The organism is Hydrogenophaga sp., from assembly GCF_018780385.1.
In the GTDB taxonomy this organism is placed as follows: domain Bacteria; phylum Pseudomonadota; class Gammaproteobacteria; order Burkholderiales; family Burkholderiaceae_C; genus Hydrogenophaga.
The window spans coordinates 21,823-36,692 of the sequence record NZ_JADMJO010000007.1; the positions used below are offsets into that span (position 1 = coordinate 21,823).

At 63.6% G+C, this 14,870-nt stretch carries 12 protein-coding genes and 2 pseudogenes; 6 read left to right on the top strand and 8 right to left on the bottom strand.

Annotated features, from left to right (window positions below; all coding sequences use genetic code 11):
• Positions 1 to 15 precede the first annotated feature (15 nt).
• The gene (locus IV113_RS05795; RefSeq protein ID WP_291081690.1) at positions 16 to 831 is read right to left on the bottom strand and encodes a CoA ester lyase; all 816 of its coding nucleotides are present in this window, start codon (positions 829 to 831) and stop codon (positions 16 to 18) included.
• 68 nt (positions 832 to 899) lie between these two features.
• Positions 900 to 1,802: a LysR family transcriptional regulator gene (locus IV113_RS05800; RefSeq protein ID WP_291081691.1), complete on the bottom strand. Its 903-nt coding sequence runs from the start codon at positions 1,800 to 1,802 to the stop codon at positions 900 to 902.
• 182 nt (positions 1,803 to 1,984) lie between these two features.
• Here IV113_RS05800 and IV113_RS05805 point away from each other — a divergent pair, with 182 nt between their 5' ends.
• Together IV113_RS05805 and IV113_RS05810 are read left to right on the top strand one after the other, a co-directional pair.
• Positions 1,985 to 2,734: an SDR family oxidoreductase gene (locus IV113_RS05805; protein ID WP_291081692.1), complete on the top strand. Its 750-nt coding sequence runs from the start codon at positions 1,985 to 1,987 to the stop codon at positions 2,732 to 2,734.
• Between the two features lie 181 nt (positions 2,735 to 2,915).
• Positions 2,916 to 4,058 (top strand): NADH:flavin oxidoreductase/NADH oxidase, encoded by a 1,143-nt coding sequence (locus IV113_RS05810; protein WP_291081693.1) that lies wholly within the window; start codon positions 2,916 to 2,918, stop codon positions 4,056 to 4,058.
• 434 nt (positions 4,059 to 4,492) lie between these two features.
• On the opposite strand, the gene IV113_RS05815 is transcribed toward IV113_RS05810, so the two are convergent.
• The 5 genes and pseudogenes from IV113_RS05815 to IV113_RS05835 all read right to left on the bottom strand — a co-directional run bounded on the left by IV113_RS05815 (position 4,493) and on the right by IV113_RS05835 (position 9,159).
• Complete coding sequence (locus IV113_RS05815) at positions 4,493 to 4,741, bottom strand: aldolase/citrate lyase family protein (RefSeq protein WP_291081694.1); 249 nt, start codon at positions 4,739 to 4,741, stop codon at positions 4,493 to 4,495.
• The gene (locus IV113_RS05820) at positions 4,738 to 6,102 is read right to left on the bottom strand and encodes an MmgE/PrpD family protein (RefSeq protein ID WP_291081695.1); all 1,365 of its coding nucleotides are present in this window, start codon (positions 6,100 to 6,102) and stop codon (positions 4,738 to 4,740) included. The genes IV113_RS05815 and IV113_RS05820 overlap by 4 nt, the downstream gene beginning before the upstream one ends.
• A 42-nt stretch (positions 6,103 to 6,144) precedes the next feature.
• Positions 6,145 to 6,984 (bottom strand): annotated as a pseudogene (locus IV113_RS05825) (CaiB/BaiF CoA-transferase family protein); the annotation flags it as partial.
• Positions 6,985 to 7,073: 89 nt separating this feature from the next.
• Positions 7,074 to 8,237 (bottom strand): acyl-CoA dehydrogenase family protein, encoded by a 1,164-nt coding sequence (locus IV113_RS05830; RefSeq protein ID WP_291081696.1) that lies wholly within the window; start codon positions 8,235 to 8,237, stop codon positions 7,074 to 7,076.
• Between the two features lie 37 nt (positions 8,238 to 8,274).
• Positions 8,275 to 9,159 carry a MaoC family dehydratase N-terminal domain-containing protein gene (locus IV113_RS05835; RefSeq protein WP_291081697.1) on the bottom strand — a complete coding sequence of 295 codons (885 nt, stop codon included), beginning with the start codon at positions 9,157 to 9,159 and terminating at the stop codon, positions 8,275 to 8,277.
• A gap of 199 nt (positions 9,160 to 9,358) precedes the next feature.
• Here IV113_RS05835 and IV113_RS05840 point away from each other — a divergent pair.
• Positions 9,359 to 9,814, top strand: a pseudogene (locus IV113_RS05840) (LysR family transcriptional regulator); the annotation flags it as partial.
• Positions 9,815 to 9,868: 54 nt separating this feature from the next.
• Here the strand turns inward: IV113_RS05840 and IV113_RS05845 are convergent.
• Complete coding sequence (locus IV113_RS05845) at positions 9,869 to 10,261, bottom strand: VOC family protein (protein ID WP_291081698.1); 393 nt, start codon at positions 10,259 to 10,261, stop codon at positions 9,869 to 9,871.
• A 1,054-nt stretch (positions 10,262 to 11,315) separates the two neighbouring features.
• On the opposite strand from IV113_RS05845, the gene IV113_RS05850 reads away from it, so the two are divergent.
• The 3 genes from IV113_RS05850 (at position 11,316) to dnaB (ending at position 14,829) form a co-directional block, all read left to right on the top strand.
• Positions 11,316 to 11,747: a hypothetical protein gene (locus IV113_RS05850; protein ID WP_291081699.1), complete on the top strand. Its 432-nt coding sequence runs from the start codon at positions 11,316 to 11,318 to the stop codon at positions 11,745 to 11,747.
• Positions 11,748 to 11,971: 224 nt separating this feature from the next.
• Positions 11,972 to 13,246: a hypothetical protein gene (locus IV113_RS05855; protein WP_291081700.1), complete on the top strand. Its 1,275-nt coding sequence runs from the start codon at positions 11,972 to 11,974 to the stop codon at positions 13,244 to 13,246.
• Between the two features lie 245 nt (positions 13,247 to 13,491).
• Positions 13,492 to 14,829, top strand: a complete 1,338-nt coding sequence (dnaB, locus tag IV113_RS05860; protein WP_291081815.1) for a replicative DNA helicase — start codon at positions 13,492 to 13,494, stop codon at positions 14,827 to 14,829.
• Positions 14,830 to 14,870: the final 41 nt, after the last annotated feature.

The following is a 14,870-nucleotide window of genomic DNA, read 5'->3' on the forward strand; positions in this document are numbered from 1 at the left end:
CGGCGTGCTGGCAGGTCAGCGCGCGGCGGCCAGCACGCGCTGCGCGCGCTGCAGCACCGGGCGATCGATCATCGCGCCGTCAAGCTGTGTGGCCGCGCCATCGCCCGCTGCCGCCACCACGCGCCGGGCCCACTCAATGTCGGCCGCGCTTGGGGCAAACATGGCGTTCACTGTGGCCACCTGTCTGGGGTGGATGCACAGCTTGGCACCGAACCCCAGCCGGCGCGCCTCGCCCGCATCTGCCAGAAGTGCCGCATCGTCGTCTAGCCGCGCAGTCACGCCGTCCACAGGCGCTGGCAGGCCGGCCACACGCGCGGCCCACACCAGGGTGGAGCGTGCGTGGCGCAATGCCTCGCGGTCGTCGGGATCGATGCCACCCAGGTCCAGTGCGTAGTCGATGCTGCCGAAGGCCAGGCCGACGACCGCCGGCACCTCGCCCAGCCGGGGCGCCATCGCCAGGCCCTGCGCGCTCTCGATCAGTGCCAGAACGGGGCAGCCAGGGGGCAGGGCGCGCAGTTCGTCCAGCCCTTGTGTCTTGGGCAGGACGATGCCTGGTGCCGGCAAGGCTTGCCATAGGTCTAGGTCGGCGGAGGCTTCGCGTGTGCCCATGGCGTTGATGCGCAGCCAAAGGGTGCCAGGCGCTGCGCTGGCCATCGGCGCTGCGGCGTTGGCCAGTGCAGCGCGCGCGGCGGCCTTGTCCGCCGGTGCCACCGCGTCCTCCAGATCGATGATGACCGCATCCGCGCCACTAGTCAGCGCTTTGTCCAGCCGCTCCAGACGGGTGGCGGGCAAGAACAGGAAGCTGCGCGGCGGGCGGGTGGCGATGTTCATGGCCGCGATGATGGCCAGGGTATCCGCTCAAGGCAATTGCCCGCTGGCGAAGCCAGCCTTGCAGCGGTTTAAACCCCGGCTTCCTCGCGGGCGGCGCAGCCTTGCAAATGCATCAGCAAGGCGCCCAGCGCAGAGGTCGGGTCTGCCACGGTGCGTGTACACAGCAACATGCGGCGGGATGCCCAAGGATCGGCGAGCGGCAGCACCTGGAGGTTCATCGACTGGGCGGTGCCTCGCGCGGCCTGCATGGGCAACACGCCGATGCCCAGGCCGGCCTCGACCGCGCGGCACACAGCCTCGAAGCTGCGCACCTGCACACGCAGCGCCATGGGCTTCATCAGACCGGTGGCGTGGGCTTCCAGCAGGCGAGTGAGGGAGCTCCCGCCCTCCAGACCGACCAGGTCGTGGTCCAGCAGGTCGCTGAAGGTGACGCGCTCGGGCAAGGCCAACTTTGGCGGCGCAACCGCCGCGAGCTGATCGTGGCGATACGGCAGCGTGGCCAGACCCACGGTGTCCACACCCTCGACGACCACTCCCAGGTCGATGTCGCCACTGCGTAGCTTGCGGATGGCATCGGCGCTCCAGCATTCCTCCAGCACCAGCCGAATGTCCGGACGCGTGGGATGGAAACTGGCAATGTCGGCCGGCAGGAATTGCGCCATCGCCGAGGTGTTGCCGTGGATTCGCAGCACCGCGGTGTGACCGGAGCCGTAGTTGGTCATCTCGGCGCGCATGTGGTGCACGGTGGCGATCACCTCGCGCGCAAGCACCAGCAGGCGCTCGCCCGCAGCCGTGAGATCCAGCCCGCGCGAATGCCGCTCGAACAGCTGCGCCTTGAACTGATGTTCCAGAAGCGACAGGCGCCGGCTGGCCGCTGGCACGGTGATGAAGCTTGCTTCGGCCGCGCGCGTGAGGTTGCGGGTCTCGGCCGCGCGGATGAAAAGCACCAGGGAGTCGAGGTCGGGCAGCATAGGTGGTCACGCAGGAAGGACTCAAGTATCCCCCTGCCACCGGGCAATGGACCCGACCATGCCTCGGTGAAAACCCGGATCTGCAAGGCGTGCAAGCCTGCGTTTGCAGATCGGCAATGGCCTTGACCCCGGTCGCGCCGCACACTGCACGCGTACCTTGGAACACCACGACGGAGGAGACCATGCGACTCAAGGAAAAGACCATCATCGTTACCGGCGCGGCCAGCGGCTTCGGCGCCGGCATAGCGCTGGCCTGCGCGCGCGAGGGCGCGCACGTGGTGCTGGCCGACATCAACGAAGCCGGCGCGCGTGAGGTAGCCACACGCTGTGGCGGTCGCAGCGTTGGCGTTCGCTGCGACGTGACCTCGCGCCGCGACGTGGCCGACCTGGTGGCGGGTGCGCGCGAGCGTTTCGGCCGTATCGACGTGGTGGTGAACAACGCGGGTTGGACGCACCGCAACCAGCCGCTGCTTGACGTGGACGAGGCTACCTTCGACCGCGTGTTCGCGATCAACGTGAAGTCGATTTACCACATGACGCACGAGGTGGTGCCAGTGATGCGCGCTCAGGGCGGTGGAGTGATCCTCAACGTGGGCTCCACTGCCGGCATCCGACCGCGGCCGGGTCTCACCTGGTACAACGCCAGCAAGGGCGCGGTCAACCTGCTGTCCAAGTCAATGGCCGTGGAACTCGGCCCCGACCGCATTCGCGTCAACTCCATCTGTCCCGTCATCGGCGAGACTGCGCTGCTCGAGGCCTTCATGGGCATGCCCGACACGCCCGAGAACCGCGCGCGCTTCATAGCTACCATCCCGCTCGGGAGGCTGTCGCGGCCCGACGACGTGGCCAACGCTGCGGTGTTCCTCGCCAGCGATGAAGCAGCCTTCATCTCGGGCGTCGAGTTCCCGGTGGACGGCGGCCGCACCGTCTGAGCCGCGAGTGATATTTATCCTCACATCTCGTATCTGCTGAGGTCAGCTCTCGCAGGGCGCTTGACTTCGGCCTTGCCATGGGTGCGTTTACCAAGAGCGGTGTCCTGCACGCCAGGGGCTGCTGGCTGTCTTAGCGCGGGTATGGGCGATGAAAAGATGAAAGAAACACGGGAGCATGTCCATGCCTAATTTGTTTTCCCCCTACACGCTCAAGGGTGTCACGCTTCGCAATCGCATCGCGATGTCGCCGATGACGATGTATCGGTGCACACCGGACGCGAAGATGAATGATTTCCACGTGATGCTGATGGGCTCGCGTGCGGCCGGTGGATTCGGCTTGGTCTTCACCGAACAGATCGCCATCACACCCGACGGCCGTACCAGCACCGCGTGCGCCGGGCTCTGGGAGGACGAGCAGATCGAAAGCCTGGCTCGCGTGGTCAGGATAATCAAGGGCATGGGCGCGGTACCAGCGATTCAGCTTGGCCATACCGGCCGCAAGGGAAGCGAGCAACTGCCTTGGGAGGGTAAGCGGCAGATTGCTCCAGACCACCCTGATGGCTGGCAAGTGCGCGGCCCCTCGCCCATTCCCTTTGGCGGGCGCTTCCCATACCCCGTGAATGAGCTCAGCGTAGCGGAGATCCATGATTTACATCGGGCCTATGCGGCCGCCGCAAAACGGGCGATCGCGGCTGGGTTCGAGTGGCTGGAGATGCATTTCGCGCATGGTTACCTCGGTGCGAGTTTTTTCTCTCCCTTGGCCAATCAACGCACGGATGCGTACGGCGGAACACTTGACAAGCGCCTGCGCTTTCATCGAGAGGCACTAGACGCGGTACGCGCCGTTTGGCCCGAGCGGCTGCCCTTGACGATGCGTCTGGGTACTGATGATTTCCATGAAGACGGCGTGAAGTTCGACGACGCGGTCTGGGCGATCGCTCAATTGAAGGTTCACGGGCTGGATCTTGCAGACCTGAGCATCGGCATGAACACCGACGAGATGCGCGAGCCACCGTTCTCCCGTGCTGCTTTCATGGTGGAGCGGGGAAGCCGCGTACGCAGAGAGGTTGGTATTCCGGTGGCGGCTAGCTGGAACCTGGGCCAGCCAGCAGTGGCGGACCAGGTCATACGTGACGAACTCGTTGATCTGGTGTTCCTCGGACGGCCGGCACTGGCCAACCCGCACTGGCCGATCTGGGCGGCGCGGGAGCTTGCACACGCTGACCCCTTCTCGCTGCTCCCGCAGGACTGGTCGTGGTGGCTGAAGAATCGGCCGGGCTCAGAGAATTCGCATGGTTGGCCACCAATGGCAATCGCCAACTGAGTAAGATTAGACGCCATGGCGCGAGAATCGCTCAGAGTCTTGGTAACGCTCGGCCCATCCACAAGTACAGCAGCGCACCGGTCACCAGTGACCGCGTGAAACCGAGCTCGGCGTCGCCACTGCGGTAAAGGAGCATCGCCGCCAGCGGCGGGCCCACGACCCGGCTGAGTCCGTAAAAGGCGATTGCCGCCTATGGCAGACGAACCTTGACATCATGGTCGTCTCGAGTCAGTAGCGGTCATCTGAGAGAACGCGATCCTCGCGGACCCAACGGCCGGCTTCAGCGGAAAGAACACGCAAGAGCCGGTGTTGCTGACCCTGTCGACGTGCGCCCACACATGCGCCAGCTGAGCTAATGACTCTTCCTTGGGCACGACCACCCCGGCCAGGCCCTGGACGGCGAGCTGATTCACCAGCGCCAGATCATCTTCATGTCAAGGTGTGCCCGCTGCATTGATGCGCACCAGCAGGCGCGAGTGCTCGGCCTCGTCCAGGGTCACAAGCGCCTGCGCCAGATAGAAGCGCGCGATCGACTTTTCGACCAGCGCCACAGTGTCTTCCAAGTCCACGATCACCGCGCCTGCACCACTGCCGAGGGCCTTGGCTAGGCGCTCCGGACGGTTGGTTGGCACGAACAAAAAGGTGAAGACCGAGGCCAGCGTGGACAGGGTGGATGTGTTCATGGATTCAGCAAAACTCCGACACGGTCAGCGCTAGCGATTTGCCACAGGCCATCGATGGCGGTCTGCATTTGCGCGGGTGTGGCGCCGCCGCTGTAGGCCGCCAGCCGCAAAGCCTTGTCGGTGATTTCCGAGCGGGTCAGCGTATTGCCCGGGTCGCCCTTGGGTTCGTCCACCCGTCCGTTTAGCGCGCGGCCATCGGTGGTGTACACCGTGACCTTGCCGATCCAGCGCTGCGGGTAGGCGGTATCGACTTCGTCGTCTAGTTGCATCTCGACCTTGTCGCAAAACGACACGGTATCGGCGCTCTTAAAGTGCTGATCAAAGGCGTTGAGATCGGCGTGCTCGAAGCGTGCCACCAGTGCCAATACAGTGCCCATGGAAAACTTGCTCTGGTGCACCGTGCTCGGGTTGACCACCGGGCCCAGCACGTCGATCGCGCCCTGGTGCACATGCGCGACCACGCGCGCTACATCGCCGGGACGCAGACTGTTGGCCTTTATCACCTGCAGCAGCGCGTCGGCGGCGGGGTGGGTGTGGCGGCACGACGCATGGAACTTGAACGAGGTTTCGACCGTGGCCCAGCGCTGGCCTAGCCCGTCCACCAGTTTAGCGGGGTCGGCGTCGCTGGACATGCCAGCGGCCATGCCTTGCGGTCCTTCAAAAATTTGTGCCGCACCGGTGAAACCATCCAGCGCCAGGTAGGCCGACATCAAGCCGACAGCGGCAGCGTGCGCGGTGTGCAACTGTTTGCTGTCGGACGCGGTGCGCAAAAATTCCCACAACCCAGCTGACTGCATTCCTGCTGAGCCTAAGGCATGCAGCATCTGCGCGCTGTTGAGACCGAGCAGATTGCCGACGGCTGCCGCTGCGGCCAAAGTGCCTGCGGTGCCGGTGGTGTGGAACACCTTGTAGTGCGAGCGCCCGAGGAATTCACCGACCCGAATACCCACTTCGTAACCCGCCACCGAGGCGGACAAGAAGCGCGCGCCGCTGGCCCCGATGGCCTGCGCTACCGCCAACGCAGCAGGGAAGACAACAGCAGCCGGGTGGAACACCGAGCCGTTGTGCACATCGTCCTGCTCGGCCACGTGGGAAGCGGCGGCGTTTACCATCGCTGCGAGATAGGGGCTGGTGCGAAGCCGGTTCACGATGACTTCCGATGGGCCACCAGGCTCGCTTGCGCCACCCATGGCCAATGCAAAGCGCGCGATGCTGTCCACCGGGCGCGAGCCATGCCCAGCCACGGCCGAGCCGAACCAGTCAACCAGCAGGTCTTCTGTTTTTCGAACCACGGTCTCGGGAATCTGCTCGAACCGCAGTTCGGCAGAAAAAGTGGCGAGTTGGGCGCTCGGGGGCGTCATATGGGTTCTTTCGAGCGGCATGTGGGTTGCAGTGCAGGAGGTTCAGATAGCGCCCAAAGCGCGCACCGTAGCAATCGCGGTGGCGGTCAGGCCGGTTTCGGCCAGGATAGCTTCGCTGTGCTGGCCGACGGCAGGCACCGGGTCCATGCGGTAGTCGAAGGCGTTGCTGCGGCCCGGTGGCAACAGGGCAGGTATGTCGCCCTCGGGCGATCCCACGCTGCGCCAACGCTCACGCGCCTGGAGCTGGGGGTGGGCCCAGAGACCGGCCATGTCGTTCATGCGAGCGTTGGCGATCTGCGCCTGTTCCAGCAACGCGCAGACTTGGTCGGCGTTCAGCGCGCCAAACGCGGCCAGCAGAATGGCCTTGAGCGCATCGCGGTTCTGGTTACGGCGCTCGTTTTTGTTAAAGCGCGGGTCGTTGGCCAACGCGGGGTTCTTCAACACCGTGGCGCAAAACGCTTTCCACTCGCGCTCGTTCAGCAGGCCCAGCATCACGGTGCTGCCGTAGCCAGCGGCAAAAGCGCCGTAGGGGTAGACGTTAGCGTGGGCGGCGCCACTCCGCGGTGGCGGAGACGCGCCCTCGAAGGCGTAGTAAATCGGAAAGGACATCCATTCGCCTAGCGCTTCGAGCATGGACACGTTGATGTGGCTGCCCACCCCGGTGGTCCCGCGCAGCAGCAGAGCCGACAGCACGCTGGTGTAAGCGTACATGCCGGCGGCAATGTCGGCTACCGACTTGCTGGGCACCTCGGGCGTGCCAGTGACAGAGAGGAACCCGGCCTCGCTCTGGATCAGCAAGTCGTAAACCTTTTTGCCGCGGTAGGGGCCGTCTTCGCCGTAACCCGAGATGTCGCACGCGACGGTGCAGGAATGGCGTGCTCGAGCGAGACCACTGTGATGCCGTCGAGCGACCGACGTTTCTGTGCGCGCTTCTCTGCTGTGAGAACTGACGTTCTCGTCATGCCCAGTACTCAGAACGAACGCGGCAAGTCGAGCAAGTGCTCTGCCACGTAGGAATAGATCAGGTTGGTTGAGATCGGGGCCACCTGATAGAGCCGCGTCTCGCGGAACTTGCGCTCCACGTCGTATTCGGTGGCGAAACCAAAACCACCGTGGAACTGGATGCAGGCGTTGGCCGCCTCCCAGCTCGCCTTGGCCGCCAGGTACTTGGCCATATTGGCCTGAGCGCCGCAGGGCAGGTCGGCGTCGAACAGTTCGCAAGCCTTGTAGCGCATCAAGTTGGCGGCTTCGACTTCGATGTAGGCGTCGGCGATGGGGAACTGCACGCCCTGGTTCTGCCCGATCGGGCGGCCGAACACCACGCGTTCGCGCACGTATTTCGTTACCCGGTCGAGAAACCAGTAGCCATCGCCAATGCATTCCGCCGCGATCAGCGTGCGCTCGGCGTTCAGGCCGTCGAGGATGTACTTGAACCCTTCGCCTTCTTTGCCGATGAGGTTGTCTTCGGGGATTTCGAGGTTCTCAAAGAATAGCTCGTTGGTCTCGTGGTTGACCATGTTCGCAATGGGTCGCACTGTCATACCGCTTTTTTCTGCCTCGCGCAAATCGACCATGAAGATGCTCATACCCTGGGTCTTTTTCTTGACCTCGGCGAGCGGCGTAGTTCGCGCCAGCAGAATCATCCAGTCGGAATGCTGCACCCGGGAGATCCAGACCTTCTGGCCGTTCACCACGTATTTGTCGCCCTTTTTTACCGCCGTGGTCTTGAGCTGGGTGGTGTCGGTGCCGGTAGTGGGCTCGGTCACGCCCATGGACTGCAGCCGCCATTCGCCGGTGGCGATCTTGGGCAGGTACAAGGATTTTTGCTCAGCAGATCCGTGACGCAGCAAAGTGCTCATGTTGTACATCTGACCGTGGCAGGCGCCAGAATTGCCACCGCTACGGTTGATCTCTTCCATGATCACCGAAGCCTCTGCTAGGCCCAGGCCGGAGCCGCCAAAGTCAGCCGGAATCATGGCGGCCAACCAGCCGGCCTTGGTCAGCGCGTTGACGAAGGCCTCGGGGTAGCCGCGCTGTTCGTCGATCTCTCGGTGGTAGGCATCTGGAAACTCTGCGCACAGCGCGCGCACGGCGTCGCGAATGTCCTGGTACTGGTCGGAGGTGGTCTTGATCATGAAATTTGGGTTGTTGATGTGATTCGAGGTCCAGCGCTCAGGCCAGCGTGGCGCTGCCCTGCATAGTTAGCCAGCCTTCGTTATCCTGGGCCCAGAGGCGAACGGTCTTGCCGTCGGCCGACAGCTGGCCATTGAGTCGGAAGGCGTACAGGTCAAACGTGGGTCGCACCGCTCGAAATTCAAACGACTGGATGCTCGCCTCAGGCCGTTGTCGGCGCACCAGGTCTACCAGCAAAGTCGCGATCAGTGGCCCGTGCACGATCAGGCCCGGATAGCCCTCGACCTCGGTAGCGTAGCTTCGGTCGTAGTGGATGCGGTGACCATTGAAGGTGAGCGCTGAATAGCGGAACAGCAGCACGGGGTCGGGCACCACTTCCCGCTGCCATGCGGCGGTGGCCTCGGCGGCAATGGGCCTGGGCACCGCGTCGTCTCGCCGGGCCGCTGCTCGGTAAACAATGTCGTGCTCCTCGGTGAGTGTCAGTCCCCGCTGGTTGTACATCTCGTGCTCAACCAGCACAAATAGCAGGTCCCCACTGCGTCCTGCCTTGTGCTCGACGGACGCGATCCTGGAGATCCGGCTAACTGCATCGCCGACCAAAAGCGGGTTCTCCGCCTGCCACCGCAGTCGCCCACCTGCCCACATTCGCCGGGGCAGCGGCACGGGTGGCAGAAAGCCGCCTCGCTTGGCATGCCCATCGACGCCAAGCTCGCTTTGGCGTGGGTGCTGCAGAAAGTAGAGCCAGTGCCACAGGGGCGGCACCACGGCACCCAACGCCGGGTCGGGATCGCCGCGGTCGAGCGCAGCTGACAAGGCACGCAGCGGCGCCGGGGTGATGTCGTCTTTGGAGGCTTCCGTGCAACCGACCCAGCTGCGCAAGTCCGCCAGCGTAATGGCATCTAGGGCACGGATGTCTTCGCTCATGATCTGCAGGAAGGAGGTACAAGATTGGGCACAGCCCCTATGGTCACTATAGTGGACTACCTGAGCAATCTTTGATTTCGAAAGCGGTGCTTTGGCATTTCCGAAGGGCATGCTTGAACTCTTCCCGGCGTTAGCGCTGCGTCCCCATCGCTTGCCCCGGCTGGGAAGCCAGTCCGGCGCAACCAAATCGCTTCTGCCCATGCACTTTGATCTGGTCGACTTGCGTCTAATTGTTCGGGTAGCCGAACTCAATAGCCTCACCCGTGGCGCTGAAAGCTCGTACATCTCCCTGGCGGCAGCCAGCACTCGCATCAAGAACCTGGAGGAAAGCGTCGGGGCCAAACTGCTGTACCGCAGCAGTCAAGGCATGACGCTGACCCAGCCTGGCAAGACCTTTTTGCAGCACGCCATTGCAGTGCTGGGCCAAATCGAAAACATGCGCGGCGACATGCAGGAGTACGCAAATGGCATCAAAGGCCAGCTTCGCATCTTCTCCAACGCAACCGCCCTGTGCGAGTTTTTGCCACCGGTTCTAGGTAGTTACCTGAAGAACCATCCGGACATCAACATTCATCTGCGCGAGATGCTCAGCCACGACATCGTGCGTGCGGTGCTCGATGGTTCCGCCGATATTGGGGTCGTAGCGGGTTCCGTGTGAGTGTCGCTCAACGGGTCCAATTTGTACGACTGCTTCTGGCCGCGCGCGTGCTTAGCTGGCAGCTCTCGCTGCAAGGTCCTGACCAATCATGAGGCGATGCCCGTCCGGCGTTGCCACCAGGAACTCACGCATGCCATGCGGCTTGTCCGCCGGTGGCTGTTGTATCAACGCGCCCCGGCTGACGAGTTCTTCATGGAGTGCATCAACGTCATCGACATGCAAGTATCCGAAGTAGCTGTGGTCGCCCGTCGCAGACGGCGGGACGGCATCTGGACAATGCCCAACCATGATGCGTACGTCCCTGCGCGAAAGAAGCTGCCACCCAGTCCCCTCGGGCCATTCAACTCTGAAATCAAGGGCATCTCTGAAGTAGGCAGCATTCCGAGCGAGGTCCGGCACAGCGAGGACGAACGAAAACGGACGTAACCTGTTTGGCTTCGGCATCGGATTTCCTCTTCGAGGTATGACTGATGCAGTGGATTCTGCCCTTGCTGTGAATGACGGCTCTTGGCCGATTCCTGAAGTCTAGCTTTGGAGCTGGGGAACAGCTACCCATCAAGATGGGATCGCCGGCCGCTTGCGGTGGACGGGAGATATTTGACGGTTGGTCGGCATTGTGAGAAACGCATCCACCTCCGCAGCGCTCATGTCGCGCGGGTGCCGCATCCTTTCACGGCCATGCCAGCGAATGAAAAGCGGGCCCTGAGAAGCATGCAACCGATACATCAATACGCTGTACAGCGTATTGAGCATTCTGGGCGTATGAACGGGCGGGGCAGGGTGAGCATCCCACTTCAACCTGTCTTGTCCCAGCAGGGGCACGCTAAATCTGCGGTTATATGTAGACGCCGTGCTCCTTGCACACCAGTTTACTCCGGACGAGTTGAGTGCCTTGCCGTGTTGCAAGGAGTTCGATCGGCCGTTGCCCGCGGAAATCCTCGTGCCCTTCGAATTACCTTCGAGCGATTGCTCGGCTTCATTAAAAGGGGTGAAGTTGACCTGACGTAGAGAAATCGAAGGCAAGCCATTCCGCGACTTTTCAGTGGCAAACCTGTTCCGGTGATGAACTACTTGATATAAAAACTAGACCGATGTCGGATGAAACGAGGCGGCTGCGCCGTGTCGGTGTACCAATGCATCCGCAAAGAGGGTCTCAGTTTCTGCCGTCGTTCAGATCGGGCGGAGCAGATCTCCCGTCACCCCGGCACTTCCGAGAATAATAAAAGTCATATAACTAGCGGTCACTTCATGCCCAGCAGACACGCGATCCTGAAAAATCTGGGGTGGCGGGGGGCCCTTTGGTTGACCTTTCTGTTTTTTCTATTTTCCATCTCGCATCTTTGGCGCCGCTTTGCCTCGACTTCTATTGTGTTTTTTGGTTCTGCAGAAGAGGTTTATCAGGATAGAGGGGGAGCAAGACTTGATATAAATAGCTATTCATATATCTTTATTTCCACGAAGACCCACCTCCCCAGCAACCCATGCTTGCATCACCGCCATGAACCCACCGAACCGCCAACCCTTTGTCCTGGGCAGTGGGCTGCACGATGTGCCCCTCGATGTGGGGTGCATCTGCCCGGTCTTCGGCCGCGAGGAGGTCGCCAACCCGCGCGTCGGGCGCTGCGTCGATGACCTGATGTACCTCTCGAACTCCGCCGAGCACTTCCTCGCGCCCATCCCCGATCTGTGGGCCATCTTTCTGCTGTCCCTGACGCCGCCCGCGCCACCGGTGGACATCGGAGAGGGCAAGTTCGCGCGCCGGCACGACCCCGGCGCCTTCAAAGGCCTGCTGATGGAACAGCTGCACGAGATGAACAACCTGCACCAGCTCCACGCGCTCGATATGCCCACGCGACAGCGCATCTTCCAGAGCGCCATGTCTGCGGTCGACGCCACGACCATGGGCCACCCGGAAGGGCCACAATCATGAAAACCCGCCAGCCCCCCCGCGCGCCATCACCCGCTGACGTGGACGGCGGCGCACCGCGCAAACGCGGCAGGCCGCGCATCCACCCCCTGACAACCCCGCTGCCGCCCGAGTTGCCCCCTCCGGTGCCACCCGCGCGGGGCCGTACCCATCCCAATGCTCCCAGCCACGAGGAGGTCATCCACGGGTATTCACAGGTGTGCCGGACCCGGGTGGAGCCGAAACCGTTGAAACAGAGCAGCGTGCGCGCCAATGCCGTGCTGTGGGGCGCCTGGTGCCGCTGGCTCGCTGCCCAAGCCCTGCACTGGAGCGACACAACGCCGCAGACCGTCAGCACGTTTCTCAGTGGCCCGGCGCCCAGCCTGCGCCGCCAGCACCGCCCCGCGCGCAACCCCTCCAGGATGTCCAGCCTCACCCAGGTGCGCTATTTCAGCGTCCTCAAAGGGGCCTACGAATACGCCAAACACAAGAAATGGATCGATGAGGCGCCCACCGTCGGTGAGCTGCAGCCCGAGTACGTGGCCAAGGATGCACAGGGCGGGGTGTTGCCCCCCGGGGTGCTTGCGCGCCTGCAGAACACGCGCCAGCTGCAGGAGATCTTCTCCCCCACCTCCGACACCAAAAGCCACTGGCGACTGCTGCGCGACCGCGCCGCCGTGGCGCTGGTGGCCGAGTGCGGCATCACCACGGCCGAACTCATCGAGCTCCAGCTGCGCGACCTCGGCGCCGGCCCCCACACCATCCTCCAGGCCATGGCCCAGGCCGCGCAGCGCACGCTGCCGGGCAGCGAGCGCGAAGGCACGCCACCCACCCCCACCCTCAACCTGATCAACCCGGCCATCGACAACCCGGCAGGTGCCCGCATGCCCGCCGCCCCGGTGGTGCTGACCGTGCGCCCCTCCCAGCCCCACAGCGAACGCGCCCTCAACGGCCGCAGCTTCGTGCTGCCCGCCCGGGTGTGCGAGGTCTTGCTCCCGTGGGTGGCGCAGCGCGAGGCGATGCTCACCGACATGGCCGCCAGGCACGTCCCGCTCGCGCGCCGGGAGTCCCACTTGAAGAAACACAGTCTGAACGGGCCGCTGTTCCCGTCGCGCCAGTCCCGCAAAGACGAGGAGGGACAACCGATCAAGGACCGGTTTTTCCCGATGGAGCCGGCAGCGGTGTACCTGATCTTCAAGCGCGCGTTTGCGGGGCTTGACCCCGCCACAGGCGAAGGCGTTCGGGGCACTCCGCGCACCGCGCAAGGGACCTCGGTGATCCGCAACACCCTGATCCACCACTGGCTGCGCACCATGCCCGAAGAGGAGGCAAAGACCCGCGCAGGCTTCAAGACACTGGAGGGCATGCGCGTGATCGCGCGCGCCGCCGGCATCACCACGCAAAGCACGACCAGCCCCGATTCCAAAGCCCAAGGCGAGATCGCGGGGGCAGACAACCGCATTGACAAGAACGGGCAACCCGGCCAGAAAACGGTACGCCGCGAAAAAGGAAATGGCGCGTGAAACACGACGAGTTCGAAGACATCAGCCAGCCCCCGCCGCCCGGTGGCGGCCTGTTCGACCCGACCCCGCGTTCCAACGGCGCAGAGCCGCAGGCCGAATTCGCTTCTGCGCGAGCCCAAGCCCATGGGAACACGCCCCGGCATCAGCAACGCACCGTCCACGCTGCCCCCGCGCCCATCGAACCGCCTTCCAGTTTTGACGCGCCCGATTCCTTCAGCGCGGCTCCCGGCGATGCCGGCACCGCCCTGCTGCGCGTGCCCCCGCACTCCGTGGAGGCCGAGTCGAGCGTGCTGGGCGGCTTGCTCTTGGACAACAGCGCCTGGGACCGGGTGGGCGACCTCCTGCGCCCCGACGATTTCTACCGATACGAGCACCGGCTGGTGTTCGAGACGGTGGAGCACCTGGTCAACGCGTCTCAAGCCGCCGATGTGGTCACGGTTTTTGAGCGCCTGCGCAGCCTGGGCAAGGACGAGAGCGCCGGCGGGCTGCAGTACCTCAACTCGCTGGCCCAGTACGTCCCTTCGGCCGCCAACATCCGCCGCTACGCCGAGCTCGTTCGCGAGCGCGCCATCCTGCGCCGCCTCATCTCCGCCAGCGACGAGATCGCCACCTCCGCCATGAACCCGCAGGGGCGCGACGTGGCCACCATCCTCGACGAGGCCGAGCAGAAGGTGTTTCACATCGGGGAGCAGGGCTCCCGGATGAAGGACGGCTTCCAGTCCATGCACAACCTCGTGGCCCAGCTGATCGACGATGTCTCGGCTCGGGCAGACAACCCCAGCGATGTCACCGGCGTGCCCACCGGCTACATCGACCTGGACCGCATGACCTCGGGGCTGCAGGCGGGCGACCTGGTGGTGCTGGCCGCGCGTCCCAGCATGGGCAAAACCGCCTTCGCCATCAACATCGCCGAGCACGTGGCGCTGCACGAGGACAAGGCGGTGGCGGTGTTTTCGATGGAGATGGGGGCGTCCCAACTGGCGCTGCGCATCGTGGGCTCCATCGGGCGCATCCACCAGAGCCACCTGCGCAGCGGCAAACTCACCGACGATGAGTGGCCGCGGCTCACCGAAGCCATCGAGAAACTGCGCAACGTGCGCCTGCACATCGATGACAGTCCGGGCCTCAAACCTTCCGAGCTTCGCGCCAACGCGCGGCGGCTGGCTCGACAGACAGGCGGGCTGGGGCTGATCGTGGTCGACTACCTGCAGCTCATGAGCGGCAACAACGATGGGGACAACCGCGCCTCCGAGATTGGGGAGATTTCGCGCGGCCTGAAGATGCTGGCCAAGGAACTGCAGTGCCCGGTGATTGCGCTCTCGCAGCTCAACCGCAGTGTGGAAGCGCGAGCCGACAAGCGTCCGATGATGAGCGACTTGCGCGAGTCCGGCGCCATCGAGCAGGACGCCGACATCATCATGTTCATCTACCGCGATGAGTACTACACCAAGGATGCTTGCAAGGAGCCAGGCGTTGCCGAAATCATCATCGGAAAACAGCGAAACGGCCCGACCGGAATTGTCAAGCTCGCCTTTTTAAGCTCGCTGACTCGCTTCGAAGACATGTCGAACATGGACTACTGATTCACAGTCGTCAACACTCAAACTGAACCCAACCTGGAGAG

What these genes read in the sequence shown, in the direction of transcription:
- IV113_RS05795 (WP_291081690.1), bottom strand. Translation starts at nt 831, where the DNA reads ATGAACATCGCCACCCGCCCGCCGCGCAGCTTCCTGTTCTTGCCCGCC.
- IV113_RS05800 (WP_291081691.1), bottom strand. Translation starts at nt 1,802, where the DNA reads ATGCTGCCCGACCTCGACTCCCTGGTGCTTTTCATCCGCGCGGCCGAG.
- IV113_RS05805 (WP_291081692.1), top strand. Translation starts at nt 1,985, where the DNA reads ATGCGACTCAAGGAAAAGACCATCATCGTTACCGGCGCGGCCAGCGGC.
- IV113_RS05810 (WP_291081693.1), top strand. Translation starts at nt 2,916, where the DNA reads ATGCCTAATTTGTTTTCCCCCTACACGCTCAAGGGTGTCACGCTTCGC.
- IV113_RS05815 (WP_291081694.1), bottom strand. Translation starts at nt 4,741, where the DNA reads ATGAACACATCCACCCTGTCCACGCTGGCCTCGGTCTTCACCTTTTTG.
- IV113_RS05820 (WP_291081695.1), bottom strand. Translation starts at nt 6,102, where the DNA reads ATGACGCCCCCGAGCGCCCAACTCGCCACTTTTTCTGCCGAACTGCGG.
- IV113_RS05830 (WP_291081696.1), bottom strand. Translation starts at nt 8,237, where the DNA reads ATGATCAAGACCACCTCCGACCAGTACCAGGACATTCGCGACGCCGTG.
- IV113_RS05835 (WP_291081697.1), bottom strand. Translation starts at nt 9,159, where the DNA reads ATGAGCGAAGACATCCGTGCCCTAGATGCCATTACGCTGGCGGACTTG.
- IV113_RS05845 (WP_291081698.1), bottom strand. Translation starts at nt 10,261, where the DNA reads ATGCCGAAGCCAAACAGGTTACGTCCGTTTTCGTTCGTCCTCGCTGTG.
- IV113_RS05850 (WP_291081699.1), top strand. Translation starts at nt 11,316, where the DNA reads ATGAACCCACCGAACCGCCAACCCTTTGTCCTGGGCAGTGGGCTGCAC.